Source organism: Tsukamurella pseudospumae, assembly GCF_001575205.1.
GTDB classification, from domain to species: domain Bacteria; phylum Actinomycetota; class Actinomycetes; order Mycobacteriales; family Mycobacteriaceae; genus Tsukamurella; species Tsukamurella pseudospumae.
Genome location: NZ_LSRE01000001.1, coordinates 291,113 through 315,325 on the forward strand (window position 1 = coordinate 291,113; position 24,213 = coordinate 315,325).

Sequence of the window (24,213 nt, forward strand, 5' to 3'; positions counted from 1 at the left end):
CTAGTGTGTCGGGTCATCCCGATCGTCGTCGTCCTGCCCGGCCGTCGCCCGCCCGACCATGCGATGGGAGACGACGCCCATCGCGGCGACCGCCCCGACCAGCCCGGCGGCGACGATGAGCAGCGCGATCGGAGGACTCGGGCGCAGCACGTTCAGCAGAACGACGGACAGCGCGAGCACCGCCACCGCCGCACCGAGCGAGAACAGCGCGAGCCGCCCCAGGGACAGGCCGCGCCTACCGGTCACAGGGTGTCCACCCAGTTCTTCAGGAGGATCGCGCCGGCGTCGCCACTCTTCTCCGGGTGGAACTGGGTGGCCCACAGGGGCCCGTTCTCGACGGCCGCCACGAACCGGCCGCCGTGGTCCGCCCAGGTGACCTTGGGCGCGCGGATGTGGTCGGCGATGTCGAGTTCCCACTGCTGCACGGCGTACGAGTGCACGAAGTAGAACCGGGTGTCGGCATCGGTGCCCGCGAACAGGCGCGAGCCCTGCGGGGCCTCGACGGTGTTCCACCCCATGTGCGGCACGACCTCCGCCTGCAGCCGTTCGACGGTGCCGGGCCACTCCCCGCAGCCGTCGGTCTCGACACCGAACTCGATGCCCTTGTCGAACAGGATCTGCATGCCCACGCAGATCCCCATGACCGGCCGGCCCCCCGCGAGACGCTCGCCGATGATCCGGTCGCCCTGCACCGACTTCAGGCCCGCCATGCACGCCTCGTACGCACCCACTCCGGGAACCAGGAGCCCGTCCGCGGTGAGGGCGATCTTCGGATCGGCGGTGACGGTGACCTCCGCCCCGGCCCGCTCCATCGCGCGATGCGCGGACCGGATGTTGCCGGAGCCGTAGTCGAGGATCGCCACCTTCTTCATGTCTTCCAGCCTAATCGGCGCGCGCCGCGGCCCGCACCGGAGTATCCGGTCACCCGGTCACCCGGTCACCCGGTCACGGTATGAGGATGAACTTCCCGCTGGCGTGCGACGCCGCGAGCTCGGTGTGCGCCCGCGCGGCCTCGGCCAGCGGGAAGGTCTTCGCGATCACGGTCACCACGGTGCCGGCGTCCGCGAGCTCCAACAGCGGAATCCGCGCCGACTCGCGGATTCGTGCGCTCTCAGGATCGGGCCCACCGATCGCCACGAAGCCGTCCCGAGCGGCGCGCTCGAACCCCGCAATCGTCACGACGCGCTGCTTCTCCGGAACGAGCTCGAGCGAGACGTCCGCGGCCTCATCGGTCCCGACGGTGTCGATCGCCGCATCGACCCCTCCCGGGGCAGCCTCGCGGACGCGCTCGACCAGTCCGTGTCCGTACACGACCGGGGTCGCGCCGAGGCTCCGGAGGTAGTCGTGGTTGACCTCGCGTGCAGTGCCGATCACGGTGGCGCCGCGCGCCTTCGCGAGCTGCACCGCGAGAAGGCCGACGCCACCGGCCGCGCCGTGGATCACGACGGTCTCGCCCTCCTGCAGCCGGATTCGCTCCAGCGCGTCCCACGCCGTGAGGCCGGTGGCCAGTATGCCCGCCGCGTGCTCCCAGACCAGGCCTGCGGGCTTGGGAAGCACCGCGGCAGCGGGAACGACGACGGCCGAGGCGTAGACGCCCGGGGCGTAGACCACCACCTCATCGCCCACGGTGATCGGCCCCTGAGGCCCCACTGCGTCGGGACCCACGGCTGTCACCACACCCGACGCCTCCAGTCCGAGCCGCTGGGGCAGTGTCGACGGATCGTCGCCGAACGCCCCGCTGTACCGCTTGTAGTCGATCGGGTTCACCCCGACGGCACGCACCTCGACGACCACCTGCCCCACCCCGGGCGCGGGGAGCTGCTCATCGATCACCTCGAGGACCTCGGGTCCTCCGAACGCCGTGGCCACCACTGCTGTCGTCATGCTGTGCTCAACGGGTGACAGGCGGGCGCCATTCCGTCACGACTCACTGTGATCGGAAGGTCTGGTGCAGGGACCATCCGCGGGGCGTCCGGATCAGAACTCGCGGGCGCCGATCAGCGCATCGGAGATGATGGCGGTGGCGCGCTGCAGCGCGGGGATGGCGCGCTCCTCGAAGCCCTCACCCAGGCGCGACACCGGGCCCGAGATGCCGACGGCCATCGGGGTGGGCGCGCCGGGCACGGCCATGGCGAAGCAGCGGACGCCGACCTCCTGCTCCTCGTCGTCGATCGAGTAGCCGCGCGCTCGGACGGTCTCGACCTCCGCGAACACACCCGACAGGGTGCTGACGCTGTGCGGCGTCGGGGCGGGGATGCCCGCCTGACCGACGAGCTTGACGATCCGCGCGTCGTCGAGCTCGGCGAGCACCGCCTTGCCGACCCCGCTGTTGTGCAGGTTCACGCGGCGACCCGCCTCGTTGTTGGTGCGCATGCTGTGGGGTGAGGGCACCTGCCCCGTGTAGATGACCATGTCACCGTCGAGGACCGCGAGACTCGCGGTCTCCTCCAGCTCGTCGACGAGCGACTGCAGGACCGGCACGGCGACCGCGCCGAGCTGACGGTTCGCGACCTCGCCGAGCCGGATCAGGCGCGGCCCCAGTGCGTACCGTCGGTTGGGCAGCTGCCGGACGTACCCGATCCCGACGAGGGTGCGCAGCAGCCGGTGGATGGTCGGCGGCGGGAGAGGCGTGCCGGCCGAGAGTTCACTCAATGAGCACTCGCCGCCCGCTCGCCCCATGAGCTCGAGCAACTCGAAGGCGCGCTCGACGGACTGCACTCCGGTCGTGGACTTCCCCGCCATGCGCTCCCCCTACCGTGCGATGCACCGTGCAAAACCTACTGTTCCGTATCGAGACTACCCACATTCATTCCGTTCAATGTTCCGTATCGCGGTATCGGTTTCCGATCGCGCACCTGACCATCACCTCGACCACATCTCCCCTGCGGAACCGTTGGTCCGCATCCCGGAACCGCTCCGTCCGCATTCACTGCCGCGACGCGGGCTCGACTCCGCAGCGATGGCGGCACCCGTTGTCGCACCGCACATGTCACACCAACTCTTCCCTGAACATGTTCTTGACAGCCCCGCGACGGCGTGTTTCACTCGACGTGACCGGAATCACAATTCCGGAAGGCGGAACCGCATTCTGCGCCGCCCGACGATCGTCTTCGATCGACTTCCAGCATCTTCGCCGCTCCGCCGGAGCATCTGCGCCGACGGGTGCCACTCCCCCGTTTCGGACCGAGAGGACCATCATGACCAGCTCACAGAAGGACGCGGCCGACGAACGCGTCGAACCGCCGACCACCGGCTCGCCCGGCACCGGCGTTCTGGACAGATTCTTCGAGATCACCCGTCGCGGGTCGACCGTTCCGCGGGAGATCCGCGGCGGCCTGGTCACCTTCGTCGCGATGGCCTACATCGTCGTGCTCAACCCCTTGATCCTCAGCAGCTCGGCCGACGCCGCCCAGGGCACACTGGGATTCGTCCAGGTCACCGCCGTGACCGGCCTGACTGCGGGCGTCATCACCATCCTGTTCGGCCTGGTCGCTCGCCTGCCCTTCGCCCTGGCAGCGGGCCTCGGCATGAACTCCTTCCTCGCGGTGGCGGTGGTCAAAGACGTGACCTGGCCGGAGGCGATGGGGCTCGTGATCATCAACGGCGTGATCATCGTGGTCCTCGGCGCCACCGGTATCCGGACCGCGATCTTCCGCGCGGTTCCGGCGGAGCTGAAGACGGCGATCACCGTCGGAATCGGCCTGTTCATCGCCTTCATCGGCTTCGTGAACTCGGGTTTCGTGACCCGGACGCCCGCCGGCCCGCCGGTGCAGCTCGGCCACGACGGATCGATCGACGCTCTGCCGACCGCGGTCTTCATCTTCGCGCTGCTGCTCATCGCGGTCCTGGTCGCTCGGCGGATCCCCGGAGCGATCCTCATCGGCATGATCGTCGCGACGTTGGTCGCGATCGTGGTGCAGCACTTCGCGAAGCTCGGCACCGTCGGCGACCCTCATCACCCCGACCCCAAGGGCTGGAATCTGAGCGCACCGGAGCTCCCGAGCCATGTCGTCGCCCTCCCCGATTTCGGTCTGATCGGCCAGTTCGACCTGGTCGGAGCCTTCGAGCGGATCGGCGCCCTCTCGGCGACCATGCTGGTCTTCACCCTGGTGTTCACCAACTTCTTCGACGCCATGGGCTCGATGACCGGCCTCGCACGGCAGGCGGGGCTCGGGCAGCCCGACGGGACCTTCCCCCGCATCCGATCCGCCTTCGTCGTCGAGGGCCTCGGCGCGGTCGCCGGCGGCGCGTCGTCCGGCTCGTCGAACACCGTCTTCGTCGATTCCGCCGCGGGCATCGCGGAGGGCGCACGCACCGGCCTCGCGGCCTGCGTGACCGGCGCGTTGTTCCTGGCCTCGATGTTCTTCGCGCCGGTCATCGGGGTGATCCCGATGGAAGTCGGCGCGGCGGCACTCGTCGTCGTCGGCTCGATGATGGTCGCCCAGATCCGCGAGATCGACTTCACACACTTCTCGGTAGCCCTGCCGGCGTTCCTGACGATCGTGACCATGCCGCTGACCTACTCGATCGCGAACGGCATCGGCGTCGGCTTCATCACCTGGGCCCTGCTCAGCGTGCTCAGCGGCCGCGGCCAGAAGGCGCATTGGCTCCTGTGGGCCGTCTCGGTCGGGTTCATCCTGTACTTCGTCCGCGGACCCATCACGGCCCTGATAGGCGGCTGACGTGCACATATGCACCGACGTCGCCACGCCGTAGGTCGACCGAGTCCGGGATGCGGAAACAAAATTCCGAAACACTCTTCCCACTGTGACTCGCGTCACCTATGATCAAGCTCTGGACCCTGTTCGCATGGAAAACCAGCGGTCCAGCTCAGCTACACGAACCATGCCTGACGGAACCCGTCCCCGGGTTCAGTAGGGATGCAGCGGTGATCGAAACGCTGACCGGATGTCGTGTGACAGTCAACGGCGAACCCCACGCCTTCACGGGACCCGCCCACACGAGCACACTCGATTGGCTCCGTGACCAGGGCCTGACCGGCGCCAAGGAGGGCTGCGCGGAGGGCGAGTGCGGAGCGTGTTCCATCCTCGTCGCCCGTCCCGGCGACCCCGACGAACCCGGGGATAGGACCAGGTGGACGGCCATCAACGCCTGCCTGACCCCCGCTGCGGCACTGGCCGACCAGGAGATCATCACCTCTGAGGGGCTCGGATCCCCCGACCTGTTGCACCCCGTCCAGCAGGCCATGGCACTGCGCGGCGGATCGCAATGCGGCTACTGCACACCGGGATTCATCTGCAGCATGGCGGCGGAGTACTACCGGCCGGATCGCGCCTGCGAAAGCTCCTCCGCACCGCAGGGATCCAACGACTGCCCCGCGCACGACGAGGAACACGGCCCCAACGGCTTCGACCTGCACGCCCTGTCCGGAAACCTCTGCCGCTGCACGGGATACCGCCCGATCCGCGATGCGGCGTACGGACTTCCCGCAGAACCCGCCGACGACGACCCACTGGCCGCTCGGCGGGCCGAACCCGCACCGGAGCCGCAACCGACCGAGATCCACAGCGCGCACGGGCGATTCCTCCGTCCCGCCTCCTTCGACGATGTGCTCGACCTGCTGGCCGCGGACGAATCCCCGGTGCTGGTGGCGGGTTCCACCGATTTCGGCGTCGACGTGAACCTCAAAGGTCGCCGAGAACCACTCGTCGTGGCGATCGACCGCCTTCCCGAACTGCGCGAGCTGAACGTCTACGCCGACGCCGTCGAGATCGGCGCCGCACTCACGCTCTCGGAGATCGAACGACGGCTGGACGGCCGGATCCCACTCCTGGCGAAGGTCTTCCCGCAGTTCGCGTCGCGGCTCATCCGCAACGCCGCCACGCTCGGCGGCAACCTCGGCACCGGTTCGCCCATCGGCGACACTCCACCGGCGTTGCTCGCCCTCGAGGCGCAGCTGATCCTCGCGTCGCGGTCCGGGGAGCGCTCGGTCCCGCTGTCGGAGTACTTCACCGGCTACCGGCAGACGGTGCGCCGCCCCGACGAACTGATCAAGGCGGTGCGGATTCCGGTGCCGCTCAGTCCGGTCACGGCGTTCCACAAGATCGCCAAACGCCGCTTCGACGACATCTCCAGCGTCGCCGTCGCGTTCGCGCTGACGATCGACGACGGCACGATCACCCGAGCCGCGATCGGCCTCGGCGGTGTCGCTGCCACCCCACTACGCGCCACTGCTACCGAACAGGCACTGATCGGACGCCCGTGGTCGCACGACACGGTGCTCGCCGCCGCCGAGATCCTCCGCGCGGAGGGCACCCCGATGGACGACCACCGCGCATCCGGGCGGTACCGCGCCGCGATGCTCGGCCGCTCCCTCGAGAAGCTCCACGCCGAGTCCACCGTGTCGACCGGCACCGTCGCCCGGGGAGAGCTGTCATGAGCCACCTGTCCGAGCGCCCCGCGAACGCCGTCGTCGGCCAGGACGTGCCGCACGAGAGCGCCGTCCTGCACGTGACGGGCGCCGCCCTGTACACCGACGACCTCGTCGGGCGCACCCGCGACGTGCTGCACGCCCACCCGGTCCAGTCCGATTGCGCCCACGCCCGGATCGTCGCACTGAACACCGAGCCGGCCCTGCGTGTTCCCGGCGTCGTCCGCGTGCTGACCGCGGCCGACGTCCCCGGGGTCAACGATGCCGGCATCAAACACGACGAGCCGTTGTTCCCAGAGGACGAGGTGATGTTCTACGGACACGCCGTCTGCTGGGTGCTCGGCGAGACGCTGGAGGCCGCGCGCCTCGGCGCCGCTGCCGTCGAGCTCGAACTCGAGCCGCTCCCGTCGCTGATCACCATCGGCGATGCGATCGCCGCGGAGAGCTTCCACGGCGCCCGGCCGACGGTGCGCCGCGGCGATCCGGAGGCCGGGTTCGCGCACGCCGCGCGCACCTTCTCCGGCGAGTTCGAGTTCGCCGGGCAGGAGCACTTCTACCTCGAGACCCATGCCTCGCTCGCACAGGTCGACGAGGCCGGCCAGATCTTCGTGCAGTCCAGTACGCAGCACCCGTCCGAGACGCAGGACATCGTCGCGCACGTCCTCGGGCTGCCGAGCAACGCCGTCACGGTGCAATGTCTCCGGATGGGAGGGGCGTTCGGCGGCAAGGAGATGCAGCCACACGGCTTCGCCGCGATCGCCGCCCTCGGGGCGACCCTGACCGGGCGCCCGGTCCGGTTGCGGCTCGACCGCACCCAGGACATGACGATGTCCGGCAAGCGGCACGGCTTCCACGCCACGTGGCGGGTGGGCTTCGACGACGACGGCCAGATCACCGCCCTGGAGTCGACGCTCACCGCCGACGGCGGCTGGAGCCTCGACCTCTCCGAGCCCGTCCTCGCCCGGGCGCTGTGCCACATCGACAACGCGTACTGGATCCCGAACATCGCGGTGCACGGACGGATCGCCCAGTGCCACAAGACCTCACAGACGGCGTTCCGCGGGTTCGGCGGACCGCAGGGCATGCTGGTCATCGAGGACATCCTCGGTGCCTGCGCGCCCCGGCTGGGCCTGTCCGCACGGGAACTGCGGCGCCGCAACTTCTACGGCGACGGCCAGAGCACCCCCTACGGCCAGCCGGTCCGGCACGCCGACCGAGTCCGGACCGCGTGGGAACAGGTCATCGCATCCGGCGATGTCGAGGCGCGCGAGGCCGAGATCGACGCGTTCAACGCGGCGCACCCGCACACCAAACGCGCGCTCGCCCTCACGCCGGTCAAGTTCGGCATCTCGTTCAACCTCACCGCGTTCAATCAGGCCGGCGCGCTCGTCCTCGTCTACAAGGACGGCTCCGTCCTGATCAATCACGGCGGGACCGAGATGGGCCAGGGGCTGCACACGAAGATGCTCCAGGTCGCCGCCACCACGCTCGGCGTACCGCTGTCGCGGGTCCGGCTCGCCCCGACGCGCACCGACAAGGTGCCCAACACCTCGGCGACCGCGGCCAGCTCCGGCGCCGACCTCAACGGCGGTGCGGTCAAGAACGCCTGCGAGCAGATCCGCGACCGGCTCGCGACGGTGTCCGCCGGACTCCTCGGCACGAATCCGTCCGACGTGCGCTTCCACGACGGCGTGATCAGCGGGCTGGGCGCGTCCTCGGCGAAGCTCACCTGGGAGGAGGTCGTGCACGCCGCGTACTTCCAGCGGGTACAGCTCTCGGCCTCCGGCTACTACCGCACCGAGGGCCTGCACTGGGACGCGAAGGCCATGCAGGGTGAGCCCTTCAAGTACTTCGCCTACGGTGTGGCAGCGAGCGAGGTCGAGGTCGACGGCTTCACCGGCGCGTACCGGCTCCGCCGCGTGGACATCGTCCACGACGTCGGCGATTCCCTGTCCCCGCTCATCGACCTCGGCCAGATCGAGGGCGGGTTCGTGCAGGGCGCGGGCTGGCTGACACTGGAGGACCTCCGGTGGGACGAGAGCGACCGGCCCACCCGCGGACGGCTGCTCACGCAGTCCGCCAGTACCTACAAGCTGCCGAGCTTCTCCGAGATGCCGCCTGATTTCCGGGTCGCGCTACTGGACAAGGCCCACGAGGACGGTGCGGTCTACGGCTCGAAGGCCGTCGGCGAGCCGCCGCTCATGCTGGCCTTCTCCGTCCGGGAGGCGCTCCGTCAGGCGGCGGCCGCGTTCGGCCCTCCGGGAACGAGCGTCGAACTCGCCTCGCCCGCCACACCGGAGGCCGTGTACTGGGCGGTCGAGAACGCGCGCACCGCCGGACCGGAGCGGAACGGTCACCGTCGGGATGCGGTCCCGAACGCGGTCGCCGCGCGTGCCCCGGCCCCCGCGGCGCTCGGCTGAGGTCGACATGACCTGGCTGGGCGACGCCGCCCGCCTCCGCCGCGACCGGCGACCCGCTGTGCTGATCACCCAGATCGGCGTCCGCGGCCACGCCCCGCGGGAGGCCGGCGCGAAGATGATCGCCTCTGCGGACGGCGAGTTCGGCACGATCGGCGGCGGCAATCTCGAACTGACCGCGATCGATCGCGCCCGGACCATGATCCGTGGCGGGGTCACGGTGCCGGAGACCCTGACGCTCCGGCTCAACGACAAGGCCCGGACCGAACACGGGCGACAGTGCTGCGGAGGCGAGGTGGTCATCATGCTCGAACCGTTGCCGGTGGTGCCGGCGGTGGCGATCTTCGGAATCGGCCACGTGGGACTGGAACTCGCGCGGATCCTGTCCCGGCAGGACATCGAGCTCCACCTCACCGACTCCCGCCCCGAACAGCTCACGGCGGCGGCACAGATCGAGCCGGGCGAGGCCACCGTGCACCTCCGGCACTCGATGCTCCCGGAATCGGTGCTGGAGGAAGTGCCGGTCGGCACCCACGTCCTCATCATGACCCACGACCACGCCGAGGATTTCAACCTCTGCGACCAGGCCCTCCGCACACCCGGACTGGGCAGCATCGGACTCATCGGCTCCTCCGCGAAGTGGAGTCGATTCCGGACCCTGCTGGCCGAAGCCGGCCACGACGCCGAGGCCATCGACACCATCCAATCCCCCATCGGGCTGAGCACACTCGTCGGCAAGCACCCCGCGACCATCGCGGTCAGCGTGGCGGCCGACCTCCTCGCCAGGTTCCCGATATCCGTTCCAGGAGAACACTCATGATCATCTACCGCAGCCGCGTCCTCGACACCCCCGACGATCCGTTCACAGGTGGAGCCCTCCGTGCGGACGACGACGCGGGCATCGCCGTCGAGGCCGGCGTGATCGTCGATCGCGGAGGCTTCCGGGGTGTCGCCGAACGCCACCCCGCGGCGGAGGTCGCCGACCTCCGGGACGGCGTGCTCCTGCCCGGCATGGTCGACACCCACGTCCACTACCCGCAGATCCGCGCGATCGGCGGGCTCGGCATGCCCCTCCTGGACTGGCTGGACCAGTGCGCACTCCCCGAGGAGTGCCGCCTCGAGGACCCCGGGTACGCCCGCACGGTGGCCAGGGAGTTCCTCACCGGGCTGGCCTCGGCCGGCACCACCACGGCGCTCGTCTTCGGCTCCCACTTCCACGACGCCGTCGACGCGCTCTTCGCAGAGGCCGAACAGGTGGGCGTCCGGATGACCGCGGGGCTCGTCACGAGCGACCACAATCTGCCCGAGCCCCTGCTGAGCACCCCGGAACGGTCCTACAAGGAGGGCCGCGACCTCGCCGACAGATGGCACGGCCGAGGCCGGCTCCGATACGCGGTGACGCCGCGGTTCTCGTACTCGACGACGCCGGACATGCTGGCGAGCGGCGCCGCCCTCATGGAGGACGTGCCCGGGCTGTGGTTCACCTCCCACATGAACGAGAACCCCGCGGAGATCGCCGCCGTCGCCGGGCTCTTCCCCGGATCGGCGCACTACCTCGACACGTACCACCGGCACGGGCTCATCACCGAACGTTCCGTCCTCGCCCACAACGCCCATCCGACGGACGCGGAACTCACTCTCCTGGCGGGCGCCGGGGCGTCGGTCGCGCACTGCCCCACTTCCAATTCGGCGCTCGCGAGCGGATCCTTCCCGCTGCGCCGCCACCTCGACCACGGCGTCCGGGTGGCTCTGGGCACCGATGTCGGTGCCGGGAGCGGGTTCTCGCTGTTCAAGGAGGGGCTGCAGGCGTACTTCATGCAGCAGTTGCTCATGGGCGACGGTGTCCCCCTCACGGCTGCGCACCTCCTGCACCTCGCGACGCGTGCGGGCGCGCAGGCCCTCGGCCTCGACGACGTCGGCGACCTGTCGGTGGGGAGGCAGTTCGATGCGATCCTCGTCCGTCCCGCAGCGGGACAACCGCTCGACGTCTGCCTGCGACAGGCCGCGACGGCGGACAACGCACTCGCGAAGATCTTCTCGCTCGGCACCGCCGCGGACGTCGCGCGCGTGTGGATCGGCGGCGAGGCACCGGTGATCCCGGCCGCGATCCCGGCCGGATAGCGCACCGTCCACCGCGCGAGCGCAACGGGCCCGCGCGACGTGCGCGGCGGAACCTCCGAAACCCTTGTGTGACCACACGGATCGGCGTATTCTCCACCATACGGAATTAATTTTCCATTTACTGACCGGAGGTCCCATGCCCACTCGATCGCTCACCGACGACGCTCTGGCCGCGATCGAGGGGCGGCTGGCGGAGACCGATGCGCTGTTGGCGCACGGCTACCCGGGCGACGACGGCCGCCGGCAGCCGGTCCAGACCGCGTACATCCCGGCGGACCGGTTCGCCCCCGACACCGCCTGCACGTGGGGCGTCGCCGCGATCGCCGCGGCCGAGGAGGCCGGTGGCGTCGCGGCGGTGGCGGAGATCGTGGGCCTGGCCGGCGATCCCGCGCTCGCCGACCTGGTCCGGCACAAGCTCAGCACGGAGCCGATCGAGGACCTGCGCCTGGACTTCGAGGACGGCTACGGCGATCGCGGCGACGAGGCCGAGGACGCGGACGTCCTCACCGCCGCTGCGGCCGTGTCGAAGTCGGTCGCCGACGGCGTCGCCCCGCCGTTCATCGGGATCCGGTTCAAATGCTTCGAGGCGCCCACCCGGGCGCGCGGCCTTCGCACGCTGGACCTGTTCCTCGGTGCGCTCGTCGAGGCCGGCCCGCTCCCCGAGGGGTTGACCCTGACGCTGCCGAAGGTCACCACCGTCGGCCAGGTCGAGGCGATGGTGGACGTCGCGGGCCGGCTGGAGCAGTCCCTCGGCCTGCCCGACGGCCGCCTGCGCTTCGAGGTGCAGGTCGAGACGCCGCAGGTCATCCTCGGCGCGGACGGCACGGCCCCGGTGGCCCGGCTCATCCACGCCGGACAGGGCCGCGTCAGCTCGCTGCACTACGGCACCTACGACTACTCGGCCTCGCTCGGCATCGCCGCGCAGTACCAGTCGATGGAGCACCCCGCAGCGGACCACGCGAAGAACGTCATGCAGCTCGCCGTCGCGGGCACCGGGGTCCACTTGTCCGACGGGTCGACGAACATCCTCCCGATCGGCGACCCCGCCCACGTCGCGGACGCCTGGCGCCTGCACGCGCGCCTGGTCCGGCGCCACCTCGAGCGCGGGATCTACCAGGGCTGGGACCTGCATCCCGCGCAGCTCGTCACCCGCTACCTCGCTACCTATGCGTTCTACCGCGAGGGCTTCGACGCCGCCGCGACCCGACTGCGCAACTACGTGCACAAGATCGATTCCGCCATCCTCGACGAGCCCGCGACGGCCCGCGCGCTGGCGTCCTTCATCCATCGCGGCGTGACCTGCGGGGCGGTCACCGCCGCCGAGGTCGCCTCCGCCGCAGAGGTCACGGTCGACACCGTGCGCGACCTCGCCCTGAACCGTCCCATCCAGAACCAGGAGAACCGATGAGCGCCACCGAGCCCTTCTACTACTCGCCGCAGGGCGGGCACCCGCCGCAGACCGATCTGCTCACCGACCGCGCCATCGTGACCGAGGCGTACACGGTGATCCCCCGCGGCGTCATGCGCGACATCGTCACCTCGGTGTTCCCGGGCTGGACGAACACCCGCGCGTGGGTCCTCAACCGCCCTGTCGCCGGCGGTTCCACCACGTTCGCGCAGTCCATCGTCGAGGTCTCCCCCGGCGGCGGCTCCGACGCTCCGGAGCCCCAGCCCGAGGTCGAGAGCTTCCTCCTGCTCACGCAGGGCGAGCTCGACGTGACCATCGACGGCAGCGCCCACGCGCTCACCTCCGGCGGCTACGCGTACATCCCTGCCGGAACGGCCTGGTCCGTCGCCAACAAGGCCGACGGTGCCGCCGTCTTCCAGTGGATCCGCAAGCGGTACGAGCCGCTCGCCGGCCACACCCCGAAGGTCGCCGTCGGCAACGAGCGCGACATCGAGCCCTCCGCGATGCCCGGCACCGACAACAAGTGGCGCACGACGCGGATCCTCGACCCGCAGGACCTCGCGTACGACATGCACTGCAACATCGTGACCTTCGAGCCCGGCGCGTCGATCCCGTTCGCTGAGACGCACGTCATGGAGCACGGCCTCTTCGTCCTCGAGGGCAAGGCGGTCTACCGCCTCAACGGTGACTGGGTGGAGGTGCAGGAGGGCGACTACATGTCGCTGCGCGCCTTCTGCCCCCAGGCCTGCTACGCCGGCGGACCGTCGAACTTCCGCTACCTCCTCTACAAGGACGTCAACCGCCAGATCGCCCTGTAACGCACGCCAGTACGACGGTGCCGCCTCCCGGGACTCCGGGAGGCGGCACCGTCGTACGCGGAAACCGGTCAGGACAGCGCGGCCGCCGCCCGGACGAGGGCCTCTCGCAGGCGCATCGTGTTCGCGTCGAGGGTCCGCTCCACCTGCTCCTGGCTGACCGGCCACGGCGTCTCGGCGATGACGTCGTGGTCCGTCACCAACGCGACGCAGGCGTAGCCCATGCCGAGCTCGCGGGCGAGGACCGACTCCGGATAGGGCGTCGTCGAGACCACGTCCCAGCCCTGCGCGGCGTACCACCGGGACTCCGCGGTCGTCGAGAACCGCGGGCCGCGGATCGCGACGACCACGCCGCCGTCGGCCACCACCCAGCGTTGCTCGCGCAGCGCCGAGATCGCCGCCTCGCGCGTGTCCGCGGCGAAGGGCTCCGCGAAGGACACGCGGACGTCCTCGTCGTCGTGGAAGGTGTCGTCGGTGACGCCGGTCCGGTCGACGAGCTGATCGGGAACCACGACGGTGCCCACGCCGATCGACGGATCGAACGCCCCCGCGGGGGTGGCGCCGAAGATGTGCCGTACCCCGAGGTGGTGCAGCGCCCAGATGTTGGCGCGGTGGTTGATCCGGTGCGGCGGGATGTTCCGCTCGCGCCCGGACCGCGTCAGATACGCCACGCGTCGACCGTGTGCGGTGCCGATGACGACGTCGTCCGACGGGCGACCGTACGGCGTGTCGACCGGGTAGGAGCGCGCGTCGTCCAACAGTCCGTAGTAGCCCCAGCTGCCGAGGATGGCGACCGTTGCACCCTCTGCGTGCGCGGCGGTGGACTCAGACATTCTTCGCTCCTTCGGGATCGGTGACGCCATCGGCGACGGTCACCGCGTCGGCGCGCGGCGGGAACGCCGCGGTGCCGTGACCGGGGTGTGCACGGACGTCATCGGGATCGTCGACGACCAGCGTGCCCTCGAGGACCGCCTTCATCTTCTCGGTGTCGAGGAGGCCCTCCCAGCGCGCGATCACGAAGGTCGCGAGACAGTTCCCCAGGAGGTTCGTCGCGACGCGCATGGAATCCATCAGACGGTCCGCACCGAGCAGCAGCGCCACCGCCGCGACCGGGAATGCTCCGACGGCTGCGGCGGTCGCCGACAACGCGACGAACGCCGAACCCGGAACGCCGGCCATCCCCTTGGAGCTGAGGATCAGGATTCCCATGATCGCGATCTGCTGCCCCACACTGAGATCCGCGCCGACGGCCTGGGCGAGGAACATCATCGACAGCGACAGGTAGATCGCGGCGCCGTCGAGGTTGAACGAGTAGCCGGTCGGGATCACCAGGCCGACGACCGAGCGGTCGCAGCCGGCGGCGTCGAGCTTCTTGATCACAGACGGCATCACGGCCTCGGACGAGCCGGTGCCGAGCGCGAGCATGAACTCCTCGCGGCAGTACTTGAGGAACTTCCACGTACTCACGCCGGTGATGAGCCGCACCGCGACGGAGAGGATGAGGATGAACACGATCGCCGCGCCGTAGCAGGCCACGACCAGCATGCCGAACGACGCCAGCGAACTCGCGCCGTAGTTGCCCACTGTGAACGCCATCGCGCCGAAGGCGCCGATCGGGGCCAGGTACATGATGTAGCTGACGATGCGGAAGATCACGTGCATCGCCTGATCGATCACCTCGAGCAGGATCGGCTGCACCTTCTCGCTGATCGCGGCCAGGGCGACACCGAAGAGTACTGCGAACAGGAGCACCTGCAGCAGGTTGTTCTTCGCGAACGCGTCGACGACCGACGTCGGAATGATGTTCATGACGAAGTCGACGCCGCCGGGCAGCTTCTCACCGTGCGTCTGCGCATCGATGGCGCTCGCATCGAGCGTCGCCGGGTCGATGTGCAGTCCGGCACCGGGCCGCACCACGTTGCCTACGAGCAGGCCCAACGCGAGCGCGAAGGTCGTGCACACCGTGAACCAGAGCAGCGCCTTCGCGCCGATCTTGCCGAGGGCCGCCATGCTGCCGACCTTCGCGATACCCGTCACCACGACGAGGAAGATCAGCGGCGAGACGAGCATCTTGATGAGCTTGATGAAGCCCTGGCCCAGCGGAGCCAGGTGGTGGGAGAAGTCCGGGAAGAAGATGCCGGTGCTGATGCCCGCGGCGATGCCGATGAGCACCTGCACGAACAACGATCTGTACCAGGGCTTCTTGGTCGGCGCAGCAGTCGTGCTCATGGTCGTTCCCTTCGTGTCGGGCATGGGGTCTGTGTCAACTCTGAATCGGCCAGCCGGTCACGACCTTCGGTCGCGGGGTGGCGTACGTCCGGACCTTCGAGGTGCGCAGTCCCATGCGGACCAACCCCTCCGCGATCGTGACGGCCGAGCGGACACCGTCGACGATGGGGACTCCCGTTGCGGCCGACACCTTCTCCTCGAGCTCGGCCATGCCTCCGCAGCCGAGGCAGATGACCTCGGCGTGGTCGCGCTCGACCGCCTCGCGGGCCTGGGAGACGATCGCCTCGACGGCGCGCTCGGGCTCGGACTCGAGTTCGAGCACGCCGAGACCCGAGGCCCGGACCGAGGCGCACCGTGCGTCGAGACCGGCCAGCTTGAGCCGGTCCTCGATGAGCGGGACGGTGCGGTCGAGGGTGGTGACCACGGAGTACTTGTGCCCCAGGTACATCGCGGTCGACGCCGCGGCCTCGGTGATGTCGACGACCGGAACCTCGAGCAGCTCCTGCAGGCCCTCGCGGCCGTGCTCGCCGTAGCCCGCCTGAATGACGGCGTCGTACGGGCCCTCGTACCGGGTGATCGCATCCATGACGGCGATCGCCGCGAGGTAGGACTCGAAGTTCCCTTCGCAGGAGTCCGCGCCGAATCGCGGTGTGATGCCGATGATCTCGGTCCCCGGGGACGCGGCGGACCGGGCGGATTCCGCGATGGCCGCGGTCATGGACTCGGTGGTGTTGACGTTGGCGACGAGAATGCGCATGGCGGGTGCTCCTAGTGCTTGCTGGGAACGGCGATCGGCTCGCCGGAGACGTCGACGAACGGGCCCTCGCGGTCGGCCACGAGCAGGTAGACGATCGCGCCGAGCGCGGCTCCGATGAACCACGAGTAGTTCGAGACGACGTGGAACGCGGGAACGAATGCCATGAGGAGCGCCGCACCGGCGGTGGGGATCAGGGCGATCACGGCGCGCGGGTTGACGCCGCCGCGGTAGTAGTACGGCGCGTCGGGCAGGTCGCAGTACAGGTCCGGCACGTTAACCTTGGACTTGCGGATCAGCCAGTAGTCGGCCATGACGATGCCGAAGAGCGGGCCCAGAAGAGCGCCGAGGCCGCCCAGGAAGTAGGTGATCACCGCGGGCGAGTCGTAGAGGTTCCACGGCAGGATGACGATGCCGATGACTCCGGAGATGAGGCCGGCGCGCCGGAAGTTCAGCTGCTTCGGGAAGAGGTTGTTGAGCGCGTAGATCGGCGCGACGAAGTTCGCCATGAGATTGACCGCGACGGTCAGCACGAGCAGCGCCAGGCACGCGAGGACCAGCAGCAGCGTGTTCGGGACGGTCTTGACGATGTCCGCCGGCGACTCGATGACCTGGCCGTTGATCTTGAACTGCGCCCCGGCGAGGGTGATCACGATGCCACCGAAGAGCAGCATGTTGAGGGGGATGCCGAAGAAGTTGCCGCGCACGATGGACTTCTTGGACTTCGCATTACGGGTGAAGTCGCAGAAGTTGAGGACGAAGGTGCCGTAGATGGCGACCCACAGGCTCGCGCCACCGACGATCTGCAGCCACATGTCGAGGCCGGTCTTCGACTCGGGCGTGGTCCACGCGATCGACCAGCCCGCCTTGCCGAACATCCAGATGGCCAGGGCCGCCATCGTGATGAGGATTACGGGGCCGGCGAAGGCCTCGTATTTGCGGATCATCTCCATGCCGTAGCTCACGATCACCAACTGGATCACCCAGAGCACGACGAATGCGATCCACCCCAGTGTCGAGAGACCGAGGAAGCGGTTGTGATCGAGCGTGTCGGCGCTCGGAATCACGGCGACGATCATGATGCGCAGGACGACCGACGCGAGATAGGTCTGGATGCCGAACCAGGCGATCGCGACGACTCCGCGGATGAGCGCGGGTATCTGCGCGCCGCGGATGCCGAAGGAGATGCGGCTCATGACCGGGAAGGGCACACCCGTCTTCTCGCCCATGAACCCGGACAGATTCAGCAGGAGGAAGAGGAACACGCCGCCGAGGCCGAGCGCGAGGAGGATCTGCCATCCTCCGAGGCCGAGCGCGAACAGGCCGATCGCGAAGGCGTAGTTCCCGAGGCTGTGCACGTCGTTCGCCCACAGGGTGAAGATGTTGTAGCCACCCCAGGTACGACCGGTACGTTTCGTGGGAGCGAGATCCCGGTTGTAGAGGCCGTCGCTGAGCCGGTTCAGCGCGTCCACGTCCGGGAGGTCGGTGACCGCGGCGTCCCCGAGTCGGATCGGATTCGCCTCCGGCGCGCCTGCGCGGGGGGTGAGTTCTTCTGTCATGCTGGGCCTTCGTTCCTGCTGGCTGACCGCTCGAATTCATTCCGTTGTGCGGAACTGTTCTTCCACTGGTAGCGATAAGTAAGACCTATACCAGCGGCTCTGTCAAGAGGGATGTCGCATGTCGGAATAAGATCCTCACACGGCGGAAACTTGGATCTTGACTAGTGGCGCAGGTCACACCTAGTGTGGCCCCAGGATCGAGACGAAATTCCGCGACACGGAATTTCCAGCGAAGGAGAACCTGCATGAGCACGGACAGTGCCGAGTACGACCTGGTGGTCCGCGGCCGCCGCATCGTGACCACCGCCGGGACGGTCGCCCGCGAGGTCGGGATCCGCGACGGCCGCGTCGTCGCCATCGAGCCGCTCGGAAACGGCCTCACGGGCCGGGAGGTCATCGAACTGCGCGACGACCAGGTGATGATCCCCGGACTCGTCGACACCCATGTGCACGTGAACGAGCCCGGTCGTACCGACTGGGAGGGCTTCGAGTCCGCGACCAAGGCAGCCGCCGCCGGTGGCGTCACCACCCTCGTCGACATGCCGCTCAACTCGATCCCGCCCACCGTCGACCGCGAGGCCCTGCGCCTCAAGCGCGAGGTGGCCGGGCCCAAGGCCCACATCGACGTGGGCTTCTGGGGCGGTGCCGTGCCGGGCAACAAGGACCAGCTGCGCGGCCTGCACGACGACGGCGTGTTCGGCTTCAAGTGCTTCCTGCTGCACTCGGGCGTCGACGAGTTCCCGGCGCTCACGGTGGACGAGATGCAGGAGGACATGGCCGAACTGGCCACCTTCGACTCCCTGATGATCGTGCACGCGGAGGACGCGTGCTCGATCGACCACGCCCCCGAGCCCACCGGAGCCGAGTACGCGGGCTTCCTCGCCTCCCGCCCGCGCGGGGCCGAGAACAAGGCGATCGCCGACGTGATCGAGCGCGCCCGTTGGACCGGCGCCCGCGCGCACGTGCTGCACCTGTCCTCGTCGGACGCACTGCCGATGATCGCGAGCGCGCGGCGCGACGGGGTCAAGCTCACCGTCGAGACCTGCCCGCACTACCTCACGCTGCTGGCGGAGGAGATCCCCAACGGCGCGACGGCGTTCAAGTGCTGCCCGCCGATCCGCGAGGCGTCGAACCGCGAGCTGCTGTGGGAGGGACTGCAGAACGGCACGATCGACTGCATCGTCTCCGACCACTCCCCCTCGACGATCGACCTCAAGGACGTCGAGAACGGCGACTTCGGTGTCGCGTGGGGCGGCGTCGCCTCGCTGCAGCTCGGTCTGTCCCTGATCTGGACCGAGGCCAAGCGCCGCGGTATCGGCCTCGAGCAGGTGCTCGAGTGGATGTCCGCGAACCCCGCCAAGCTGGCCGGCATGACGCGCAAGGGCCGGATCGCCCTGGGCTTCGACGCGGACTTCGCGATCTTCGAGCCCGAGGCCGCGCAGGTCGTGGACGTCCACCACCTGCATCACAAGAACGCCATCTCGCCGTACGACGGCAAGGCTCTCGCCGGCGTCGTGAAGGACACGTGGCTGCGCGGACAGAAGGTCGACTTCGAGACCCCGCACGGCAACCTGATCCGGCGCGGCGAGGCCTAGTAGGCCGACGCGTCCCGGGGCCGGCGGCGCACCGTCTGCCCCCGGGAACGTGGGGTTAGAGCGTTCCCTTGGTCGACGGTACGCCCGTGACCCGCGGGTCGGGCTCGACGGCCGCGCGGAGGGCGCGGGCCACGGCCTTGAACTCGGCCTCGGTGATGTGGTGCGGGTCGCGACCGTAGAGCACCCGCACGTGCAGCGCGATGCGCGCGTTCATGGCGAGCGACTCGAAGACGTGGCGGTTGATCACCGTCGAGTACGGGACCCCCGGGTAGCCGCCGATCACCGAGCTGACCAGGTACTCGGGCTCGCCCGTGTGCACCGCGTAGGGCCGGCCGGAGACGTCCACCGACGCGTGCGCGAGCGTCTCGTCCATCGGGATGAAGCAGTCGCCGAACCGGCGGATGCCGCGCTTGTCGCCGAGCGCCTCCGCGAACGCCTGACCGAGCACGATGGAGGTGTCCTCCACCGTGTGATGCGCGTCGATCTCGATGTCGCCCTTGGCCTGCACGGTCAGATCGAAGCTGCCGTGCTGGCCGAACGCCGTGAGCATGTGGTCGAAGAAGGGCACGCCCGTGGAGATCTCGGTCTTCCCGGTGCCATCGAGGTTCAGCTCGACGACGATGGACGATTCGCGCGTCGTGCGCTCGATACGGGCGATGCGATCGGTCATGAGCGGTCTCCGTCGTTCTTCGGTGCCAGCTTCTCGCTGATCGCGAGGAAGGCGTCGTTCTCGTGGTCCAGGCCCACCGTCACGCGGAGGAACCCGGGGATGTGCATGTCGCGCACCAGGACTCCCCCATCGAGGTAGGTACGCCAGGCGGCGGCCTCGTCGGCGAAGCCGCCGTAGAGGATGAAGTTCGCGTGCGATTCGATGACCTGGTAGCCCAGGGCCCGCAGCCGCGCCGCGATCCGGTCGCGTTCGGCGGACAGGTGCGCGACGGACGCGAGGGTCTCCGCGCGATGATCGATCGCGGCGATCGCGGCGGCCTGCGTGAACACGGACAGGTGATACGGAAGGCGCACCAGCTGGATGGCGTCCACGATCGCAGGCGCCGCAACGAGGTAACCCACCCGGCCGCCCGCGAAGGCGAAGGCCTTGCTCATCGTGCGGCTGACGATCAGCTTGCCGCCGAAGCGGTCCAGCAGGCGCACCGCGGACGGCCCCGAGCTGAACTCCCCGTAGGCCTCGTCGACGATGACGATGCCCGGCGCAGCCTCGATCATCCGGATCAGGTCATCCTCGGCGATGAGGTGCCCGGTCGGGTTGTTGGGGTTGGTCAGGAACAGCACGTCGGGCCGCAGCTCGTCGATGGCACCGACGGCGTAGTCCACGTCGAGCGCGAAGTCCGCGGTCCGCTTTCCCGGGATCCAGTGCGTGTCGGTGCCGTCCGAGATGATCGGGTGCATCGAATAGCTGGGCACGAATCCCATCGCCGTACGACCGGGACCGCCGAACACCTGCAGCACCTGCTGCAGGATCTCGTTGGAGCCGTTCGCCGCCCACACGTTCTGCGGACCGACGACGGTGCCCGTCCGCTCGGTCACGTACTCCGCCAACCGGTTCCGCAGCGCGGCCAGGTCGCGGTCGGGATACCGGTTCATCGCGGCGGCGGCCTCGCCGACGGCCTTCGCGATGTCCGCGACGAGCGCGGGACTCGGCGCATGCGGGTTCTCGTTGGTGTTCATCGCGGCGGCCACCGGCAGCTGCGGCGCCCCGTAGGGCTCCTTGCCGCGCAGCGTGTCGCGGATCGGCAGCTGGTCCAGCGTCACCGATTCACCGGGAAGCGGGGTCACGCGTTCCCACCCTTCAGCGACTCGAAGCGCAGCCGCACGGCCTCGCCGTGCGCCGGCAGGTCCTCGGAGTTCGCGAGGGTGATGACGGTGCCCGCGATGTCCTTGAGCGCGGCCTCGTCGTACTCGACGACGTGCACTCCCCGCAGGAAGGTCTGCACCGACAGCCCCGAGCTGTGCCGGGCGCAACCGGCGGTGGGCAGGACGTGGTTGCTGCCCGCGGCGTAGTCGCCGAGGCTCACCGGCGAGTGCGGGCCGACGAAGATCGCGCCGGCGGCACGGACGCGGCCGGCGACCGCGCGCGCCTCCGCGGTCTGGATCTCGAGGTGCTCCGCGGCGTAGGCGTTGACCACGTCGAGGCCCTCGTCGATGCCGTCCACGAGGACGGTGCCGGACTGCGGGCCGCGCAGTGCGGTGTCCACGCGCTCGCGGTGGCGCGTGACCTCGAGTTGGGCGGACAGCGCCTCGTCGACGCGGTCGGCGAGCTCGGACGACGTGGTGACCAGCACGGACGCGGCCATGACGTCGTGCTCGGCCTGGCTGATCAGGTCGGCCGCGACGTGCACCGGATCGGCGGTGTTGTCCGCGAGGATCGCGATCTCCGTGGGCCCGGCCTCCGCGTCGATGCCGACGAGACCGCGGCAGAGCCGCTTCGCGGCCGTCACGTAGATGTTGCCGGGACCGGTGATGAGGTCGACGGGGGCGAGTTCGGCGCCGTCGAGATCAGTGCCGCCGTGCGCGGCCAGCGCGATGCCCTGGGCGCCGCCGGTGGCCCACACCTCGTCGACGCCGAGCAGCGCGCAGGCGGCGAGGATCGTGGGGTGCGGCAGACCGTCGAAGTCCTTCTGCGCGGGCGAGAGCACGACGAGCGAGCCGACGCCGGCGATCTGGGCCGGCACGACGTTCATGACGACGGACGACGGGTACACGGCGTTGCCACCGGGTACGTACAGTCCGACGCGGTCGACCGGGATCCACCGCTCGGTGACGGTGCCTCCGGGCACCACCTCGGTCACGGTATCGACGCGACGCTGATCGGAGTGCACCTTCCGGACCCGCTCGATCGCGGTCTCCAACGCCGCACGGATCGCCGGATCCAGCTGCGCGAGCGAACGCTCCAGCGCCGCCGCGGGAACGCGGACCGTGGGCGGGCGGACACCGTCGAACGTCTCACCGAACTCGAGGGCGGCGTCGGCGCCGCGCTCGGCCACCGCGTCCACGATCGGGCGGACCTGCGGCACCACGGCGTCGACGTCGACGCCGCCGCGCGGAAGCGCCGCGCGCAACTCGGTGAGCGACGGGCGGCGACCACGCAGGTCGAGACGGGTCAGCTGCAGATCAGGCATGACACCATTCTATGGGTCCCGCGCCAGCCCGTTTCCGCCCAGGGCGTCGGGCGCTGCGGCGCCCGTCACAGCCGGGACCGACGGTCCGCGCACCACCTGACTGTCCGGTAAGTTGTCGGCCATGGCTGAGAGCAACCACGGCGACCAGGGACTGCTGTACTGGCTGGTCAAGCACGTCTCGGTGGGACCGACGATCCGCGTGATCAACCGGCCCGTCGTCGAAGGGCTCGAGAACATCCCCGTCGACGGTCCGGCTCTGCTGGCCGGAAATCACCTGTCGATCGCGGACTGGCTGTTCGTGCCCCTGGTGGTGCCGCGCCGCATCTCCTACCTCGCCAAGAGCGACTACTTCACCGCGCCCGGCATCTCCGGGAAGCTACAGAAGTTCTTCTACACGCAGACCGGGCAGGTGCCGATCGACCGCACCGGCGGCGACGCGGCGACGGCGGCGCTGAACACCGCGAAGAAGCTGCTCGCCGAGGGGCGCCTCGTCGGGATGTACCCCGAGGGCACGCGGTCCCCCGACGGCCGGCTCTACCGCGGCCGCACCGGCCTCGTGCGGATCGCGTTCGAAGCGAACGTGCCGATCATCCCCGTCGGCGTCGTCGGCACCGACAAGGTCTCCCCGCCCGGCCCCTTCAGCTGGCACGCGGAGCGCGTGCAGGTGAAGATCGCCAAGCCGATCGAGCCGATCGAGTACGACATCCCGTCGGATCCGGACGAGCGGCACGCGCTCGAGCGGTCCGTGACGGACCGGCTGATGCAGGAGATCCAGGCGCTGACGGGTCAGGAGTACGTCGATGAGTACGCCAAGAAGTGGCGCCCGCAGTCCTGACCCCGCGCAGCGCGCCCGCGATCTCGCGGTACTGCGCCGCGTACGGGACCGGATCGACCGGGAGTTCGCGCAGCCGCTGAACGTTGAGGAGCTCGCGCGGGGCGCGCACCTGTCCGCCGGGCACCTCAGCCGCGAGTTCCGCCGCGTCTACGGCGAATCGCCGTACTCGTACCTGATGACCCGCCGGATCGAGCGGGCGATGATGCTGCTCCGCCGGGGCGACATGTCCGTCACCGACGCGTGTTTCGAGGTCGGCAGCTCATCGCTAGGCACCTTCAGCACCCGGTTCACCGAGTTGGTCGGCGTGCCGCCGAGCGTGTACAAGCGCGACCACAGCGCGGCCGCGGAGGGCATCCCCGCCTGCCTCGCGCGGCAGGTGATGAGACCGGTCAGGAATCGAGAAGCGCCGCCCGCCGCGCCGCAATAGCCTGTGGGGCATGGACATCACGATCTCGCTCGCCTACCTGCCCCACACCGATGCGGAGGCCGCGCTCGGCTTCTACCGCGATACGCTCGGATTCGAGGTCCGCAAGGACGTCGGCTACCAGGACATGCGCTGGCTCACCGTCGGACCGGTCGGGCAGCCGCAGACCTCGATCCTCCTGCACCCGCCGGCCATGGACCCCGGCCTGACCGAGGACGAGAAGACCACCGTGCTCGACATCATCGCCAAAGGCGCCTACACGGCGATCACGCTCTCGACGGACGACCTGGACGGCCTGTTCGAGCGCGTCGCCGGTGCGGGGGCCGACGTGGTGCAAGAGCCGATGGATCAGGACTACGGCGTGCGGGACTGCGCCTTCCGCGATCCGGCGGGCAACCTGATCCGCATCAATCAGCTGTAGCGAGACCGCGTATGCAGTGCTTCCCCAACGGGGTTTCGCGTCCCAGGACCGCGCATGCTGGCAGCGGAGAGGGCAGGTGCATGCCGAAAGGGCATGCACACGGTGCA

At 69.4% G+C, this 24,213-nt stretch carries 22 protein-coding genes; 11 read left to right on the top strand and 11 right to left on the bottom strand.

From position 1 onward, the window contains the following. From AXK61_RS01400 to AXK61_RS01415, 4 genes are all read right to left on the bottom strand, one after another. A complete protein-coding gene (locus AXK61_RS01400; RefSeq protein WP_068743398.1) occupies positions 1-246 on the bottom strand; it encodes a hypothetical protein in 246 nt (81 codons plus the stop codon). Continuing rightward, a complete protein-coding gene (hisH, locus tag AXK61_RS01405) occupies positions 243-872 on the bottom strand; it encodes an imidazole glycerol phosphate synthase subunit HisH (protein ID WP_068743400.1) in 630 nt (209 codons plus the stop codon). Before hisH ends, AXK61_RS01400 begins: the two co-directional genes overlap by 4 nt. Positions 873-945: 73 nt before the next feature. After that, complete coding sequence (locus tag AXK61_RS01410; RefSeq protein ID WP_175399914.1) at positions 946-1,884, bottom strand: NADP-dependent oxidoreductase; 939 nt, start codon at positions 1,882-1,884, stop codon at positions 946-948. Between the two features lie 93 nt (positions 1,885-1,977). Next, positions 1,978-2,742 (bottom strand): IclR family transcriptional regulator, encoded by a 765-nt coding sequence (locus tag AXK61_RS01415; protein WP_068569446.1) that lies wholly within the window; start codon positions 2,740-2,742, stop codon positions 1,978-1,980. Between the two features lie 455 nt (positions 2,743-3,197). Between AXK61_RS01415 and AXK61_RS01420 the strand changes: the two genes are divergently transcribed. The 7 genes from AXK61_RS01420 (at position 3,198) to AXK61_RS01450 (ending at position 13,155) form a co-directional block, all read left to right on the top strand. Beyond that, positions 3,198-4,682 carry an NCS2 family permease gene (locus AXK61_RS01420; protein WP_068569445.1) on the top strand — a complete coding sequence of 495 codons (1,485 nt, stop codon included), beginning with the start codon at positions 3,198-3,200 and terminating at the stop codon, positions 4,680-4,682. Positions 4,683-4,915: 233 nt separating this feature from the next. After that, complete coding sequence (locus AXK61_RS01425; RefSeq protein ID WP_231855370.1) at positions 4,916-6,400, top strand: xanthine dehydrogenase small subunit; 1,485 nt, start codon at positions 4,916-4,918, stop codon at positions 6,398-6,400. Then, positions 6,397-8,811, top strand: a complete 2,415-nt coding sequence (gene xdhB, locus AXK61_RS01430) for a xanthine dehydrogenase molybdopterin binding subunit (RefSeq protein WP_068743402.1) — start codon at positions 6,397-6,399, stop codon at positions 8,809-8,811. Before AXK61_RS01425 ends, xdhB begins: the two co-directional genes overlap by 4 nt. Positions 8,812-8,818: 7 nt before the next feature. Continuing rightward, positions 8,819-9,628 carry a xanthine dehydrogenase accessory protein XdhC gene (gene xdhC / locus AXK61_RS01435; protein ID WP_068743540.1) on the top strand — a complete coding sequence of 270 codons (810 nt, stop codon included), beginning with the start codon at positions 8,819-8,821 and terminating at the stop codon, positions 9,626-9,628. Next, positions 9,625-10,929 (top strand): guanine deaminase, encoded by a 1,305-nt coding sequence (gene guaD / locus AXK61_RS01440; RefSeq protein ID WP_068569443.1) that lies wholly within the window; start codon positions 9,625-9,627, stop codon positions 10,927-10,929. Before xdhC ends, guaD begins: the two co-directional genes overlap by 4 nt. A 136-nt stretch (positions 10,930-11,065) precedes the next feature. After that, a complete protein-coding gene (locus tag AXK61_RS01445) occupies positions 11,066-12,337 on the top strand; it encodes a DUF6986 family protein (RefSeq protein WP_068743403.1) in 1,272 nt (423 codons plus the stop codon). After that, complete coding sequence (locus AXK61_RS01450) at positions 12,334-13,155, top strand: bifunctional allantoicase/(S)-ureidoglycine aminohydrolase (RefSeq protein WP_068743406.1); 822 nt, start codon at positions 12,334-12,336, stop codon at positions 13,153-13,155. The genes AXK61_RS01445 and AXK61_RS01450 overlap by 4 nt, the downstream gene beginning before the upstream one ends. 68 nt (positions 13,156-13,223) lie before the next feature. Here AXK61_RS01450 and AXK61_RS01455 read toward each other — a convergent pair whose 3' ends face one another. Genes AXK61_RS01455 through AXK61_RS01470 form a run of 4 tightly spaced genes read right to left on the bottom strand, consistent with a single transcriptional unit; the run spans position 13,224 to position 17,694 of the window. Continuing rightward, positions 13,224-13,985 (bottom strand): MTAP family purine nucleoside phosphorylase, encoded by a 762-nt coding sequence (locus AXK61_RS01455; RefSeq protein ID WP_068569440.1) that lies wholly within the window; start codon positions 13,983-13,985, stop codon positions 13,224-13,226. Then, positions 13,978-15,381 (bottom strand): C4-dicarboxylate transporter DctA, encoded by a 1,404-nt coding sequence (dctA, locus tag AXK61_RS01460; protein WP_082789177.1) that lies wholly within the window; start codon positions 15,379-15,381, stop codon positions 13,978-13,980. Before dctA ends, AXK61_RS01455 begins: the two co-directional genes overlap by 8 nt. A gap of 34 nt (positions 15,382-15,415) precedes the next feature. Further along, a complete protein-coding gene (locus tag AXK61_RS01465) occupies positions 15,416-16,138 on the bottom strand; it encodes an aspartate/glutamate racemase family protein (protein WP_068569439.1) in 723 nt (240 codons plus the stop codon). Between the two features lie 11 nt (positions 16,139-16,149). Further along, positions 16,150-17,694 carry an NCS1 family nucleobase:cation symporter-1 gene (locus AXK61_RS01470; RefSeq protein ID WP_082789164.1) on the bottom strand — a complete coding sequence of 515 codons (1,545 nt, stop codon included), beginning with the start codon at positions 17,692-17,694 and terminating at the stop codon, positions 16,150-16,152. Between the two features lie 245 nt (positions 17,695-17,939). Here AXK61_RS01470 and allB point away from each other — a divergent pair, with 245 nt between their 5' ends. After that, entirely contained in the window at positions 17,940-19,289 is a 1,350-nt protein-coding gene (allB, locus tag AXK61_RS01475; RefSeq protein WP_068569438.1) for an allantoinase AllB, read from the top strand. A gap of 55 nt (positions 19,290-19,344) precedes the next feature. On the opposite strand, the gene hisB is transcribed toward allB, so the two are convergent. The 3 genes from hisB to hisD are packed head-to-tail and all read right to left on the bottom strand — an operon-like array spanning position 19,345 to position 22,426. Beyond that, positions 19,345-19,959, bottom strand: coding sequence for an imidazoleglycerol-phosphate dehydratase HisB (gene hisB, locus AXK61_RS01480; RefSeq protein ID WP_068569437.1), 615 nt, complete (start codon positions 19,957-19,959; stop codon positions 19,345-19,347). Next, the gene (locus AXK61_RS01485; protein ID WP_068569436.1) at positions 19,956-21,083 is read right to left on the bottom strand and encodes a histidinol-phosphate transaminase; all 1,128 of its coding nucleotides are present in this window, start codon (positions 21,081-21,083) and stop codon (positions 19,956-19,958) included. Before AXK61_RS01485 ends, hisB begins: the two co-directional genes overlap by 4 nt. Further along, positions 21,080-22,426 carry a histidinol dehydrogenase gene (hisD, locus tag AXK61_RS01490; protein WP_068743408.1) on the bottom strand — a complete coding sequence of 449 codons (1,347 nt, stop codon included), beginning with the start codon at positions 22,424-22,426 and terminating at the stop codon, positions 21,080-21,082. The genes AXK61_RS01485 and hisD overlap by 4 nt, the downstream gene beginning before the upstream one ends. A gap of 121 nt (positions 22,427-22,547) precedes the next feature. On the opposite strand from hisD, the gene AXK61_RS01495 reads away from it, so the two are divergent. Genes AXK61_RS01495 through AXK61_RS01505 form a run of 3 tightly spaced genes read left to right on the top strand, consistent with a single transcriptional unit; the run spans position 22,548 to position 24,106 of the window. Continuing rightward, on the top strand, positions 22,548-23,261 hold the full coding sequence (locus tag AXK61_RS01495) for a lysophospholipid acyltransferase family protein (RefSeq protein WP_068743410.1): 714 nt from the start codon (positions 22,548-22,550) through the stop codon (positions 23,259-23,261). Then, positions 23,227-23,688, top strand: a complete 462-nt coding sequence (locus tag AXK61_RS01500; RefSeq protein WP_068569434.1) for a helix-turn-helix transcriptional regulator — start codon at positions 23,227-23,229, stop codon at positions 23,686-23,688. The genes AXK61_RS01495 and AXK61_RS01500 overlap by 35 nt, the downstream gene beginning before the upstream one ends. A gap of 10 nt (positions 23,689-23,698) precedes the next feature. After that, complete coding sequence (locus AXK61_RS01505; RefSeq protein WP_068569433.1) at positions 23,699-24,106, top strand: VOC family protein; 408 nt, start codon at positions 23,699-23,701, stop codon at positions 24,104-24,106. The last annotated feature ends 107 nt before the right edge of the window (positions 24,107-24,213 follow it).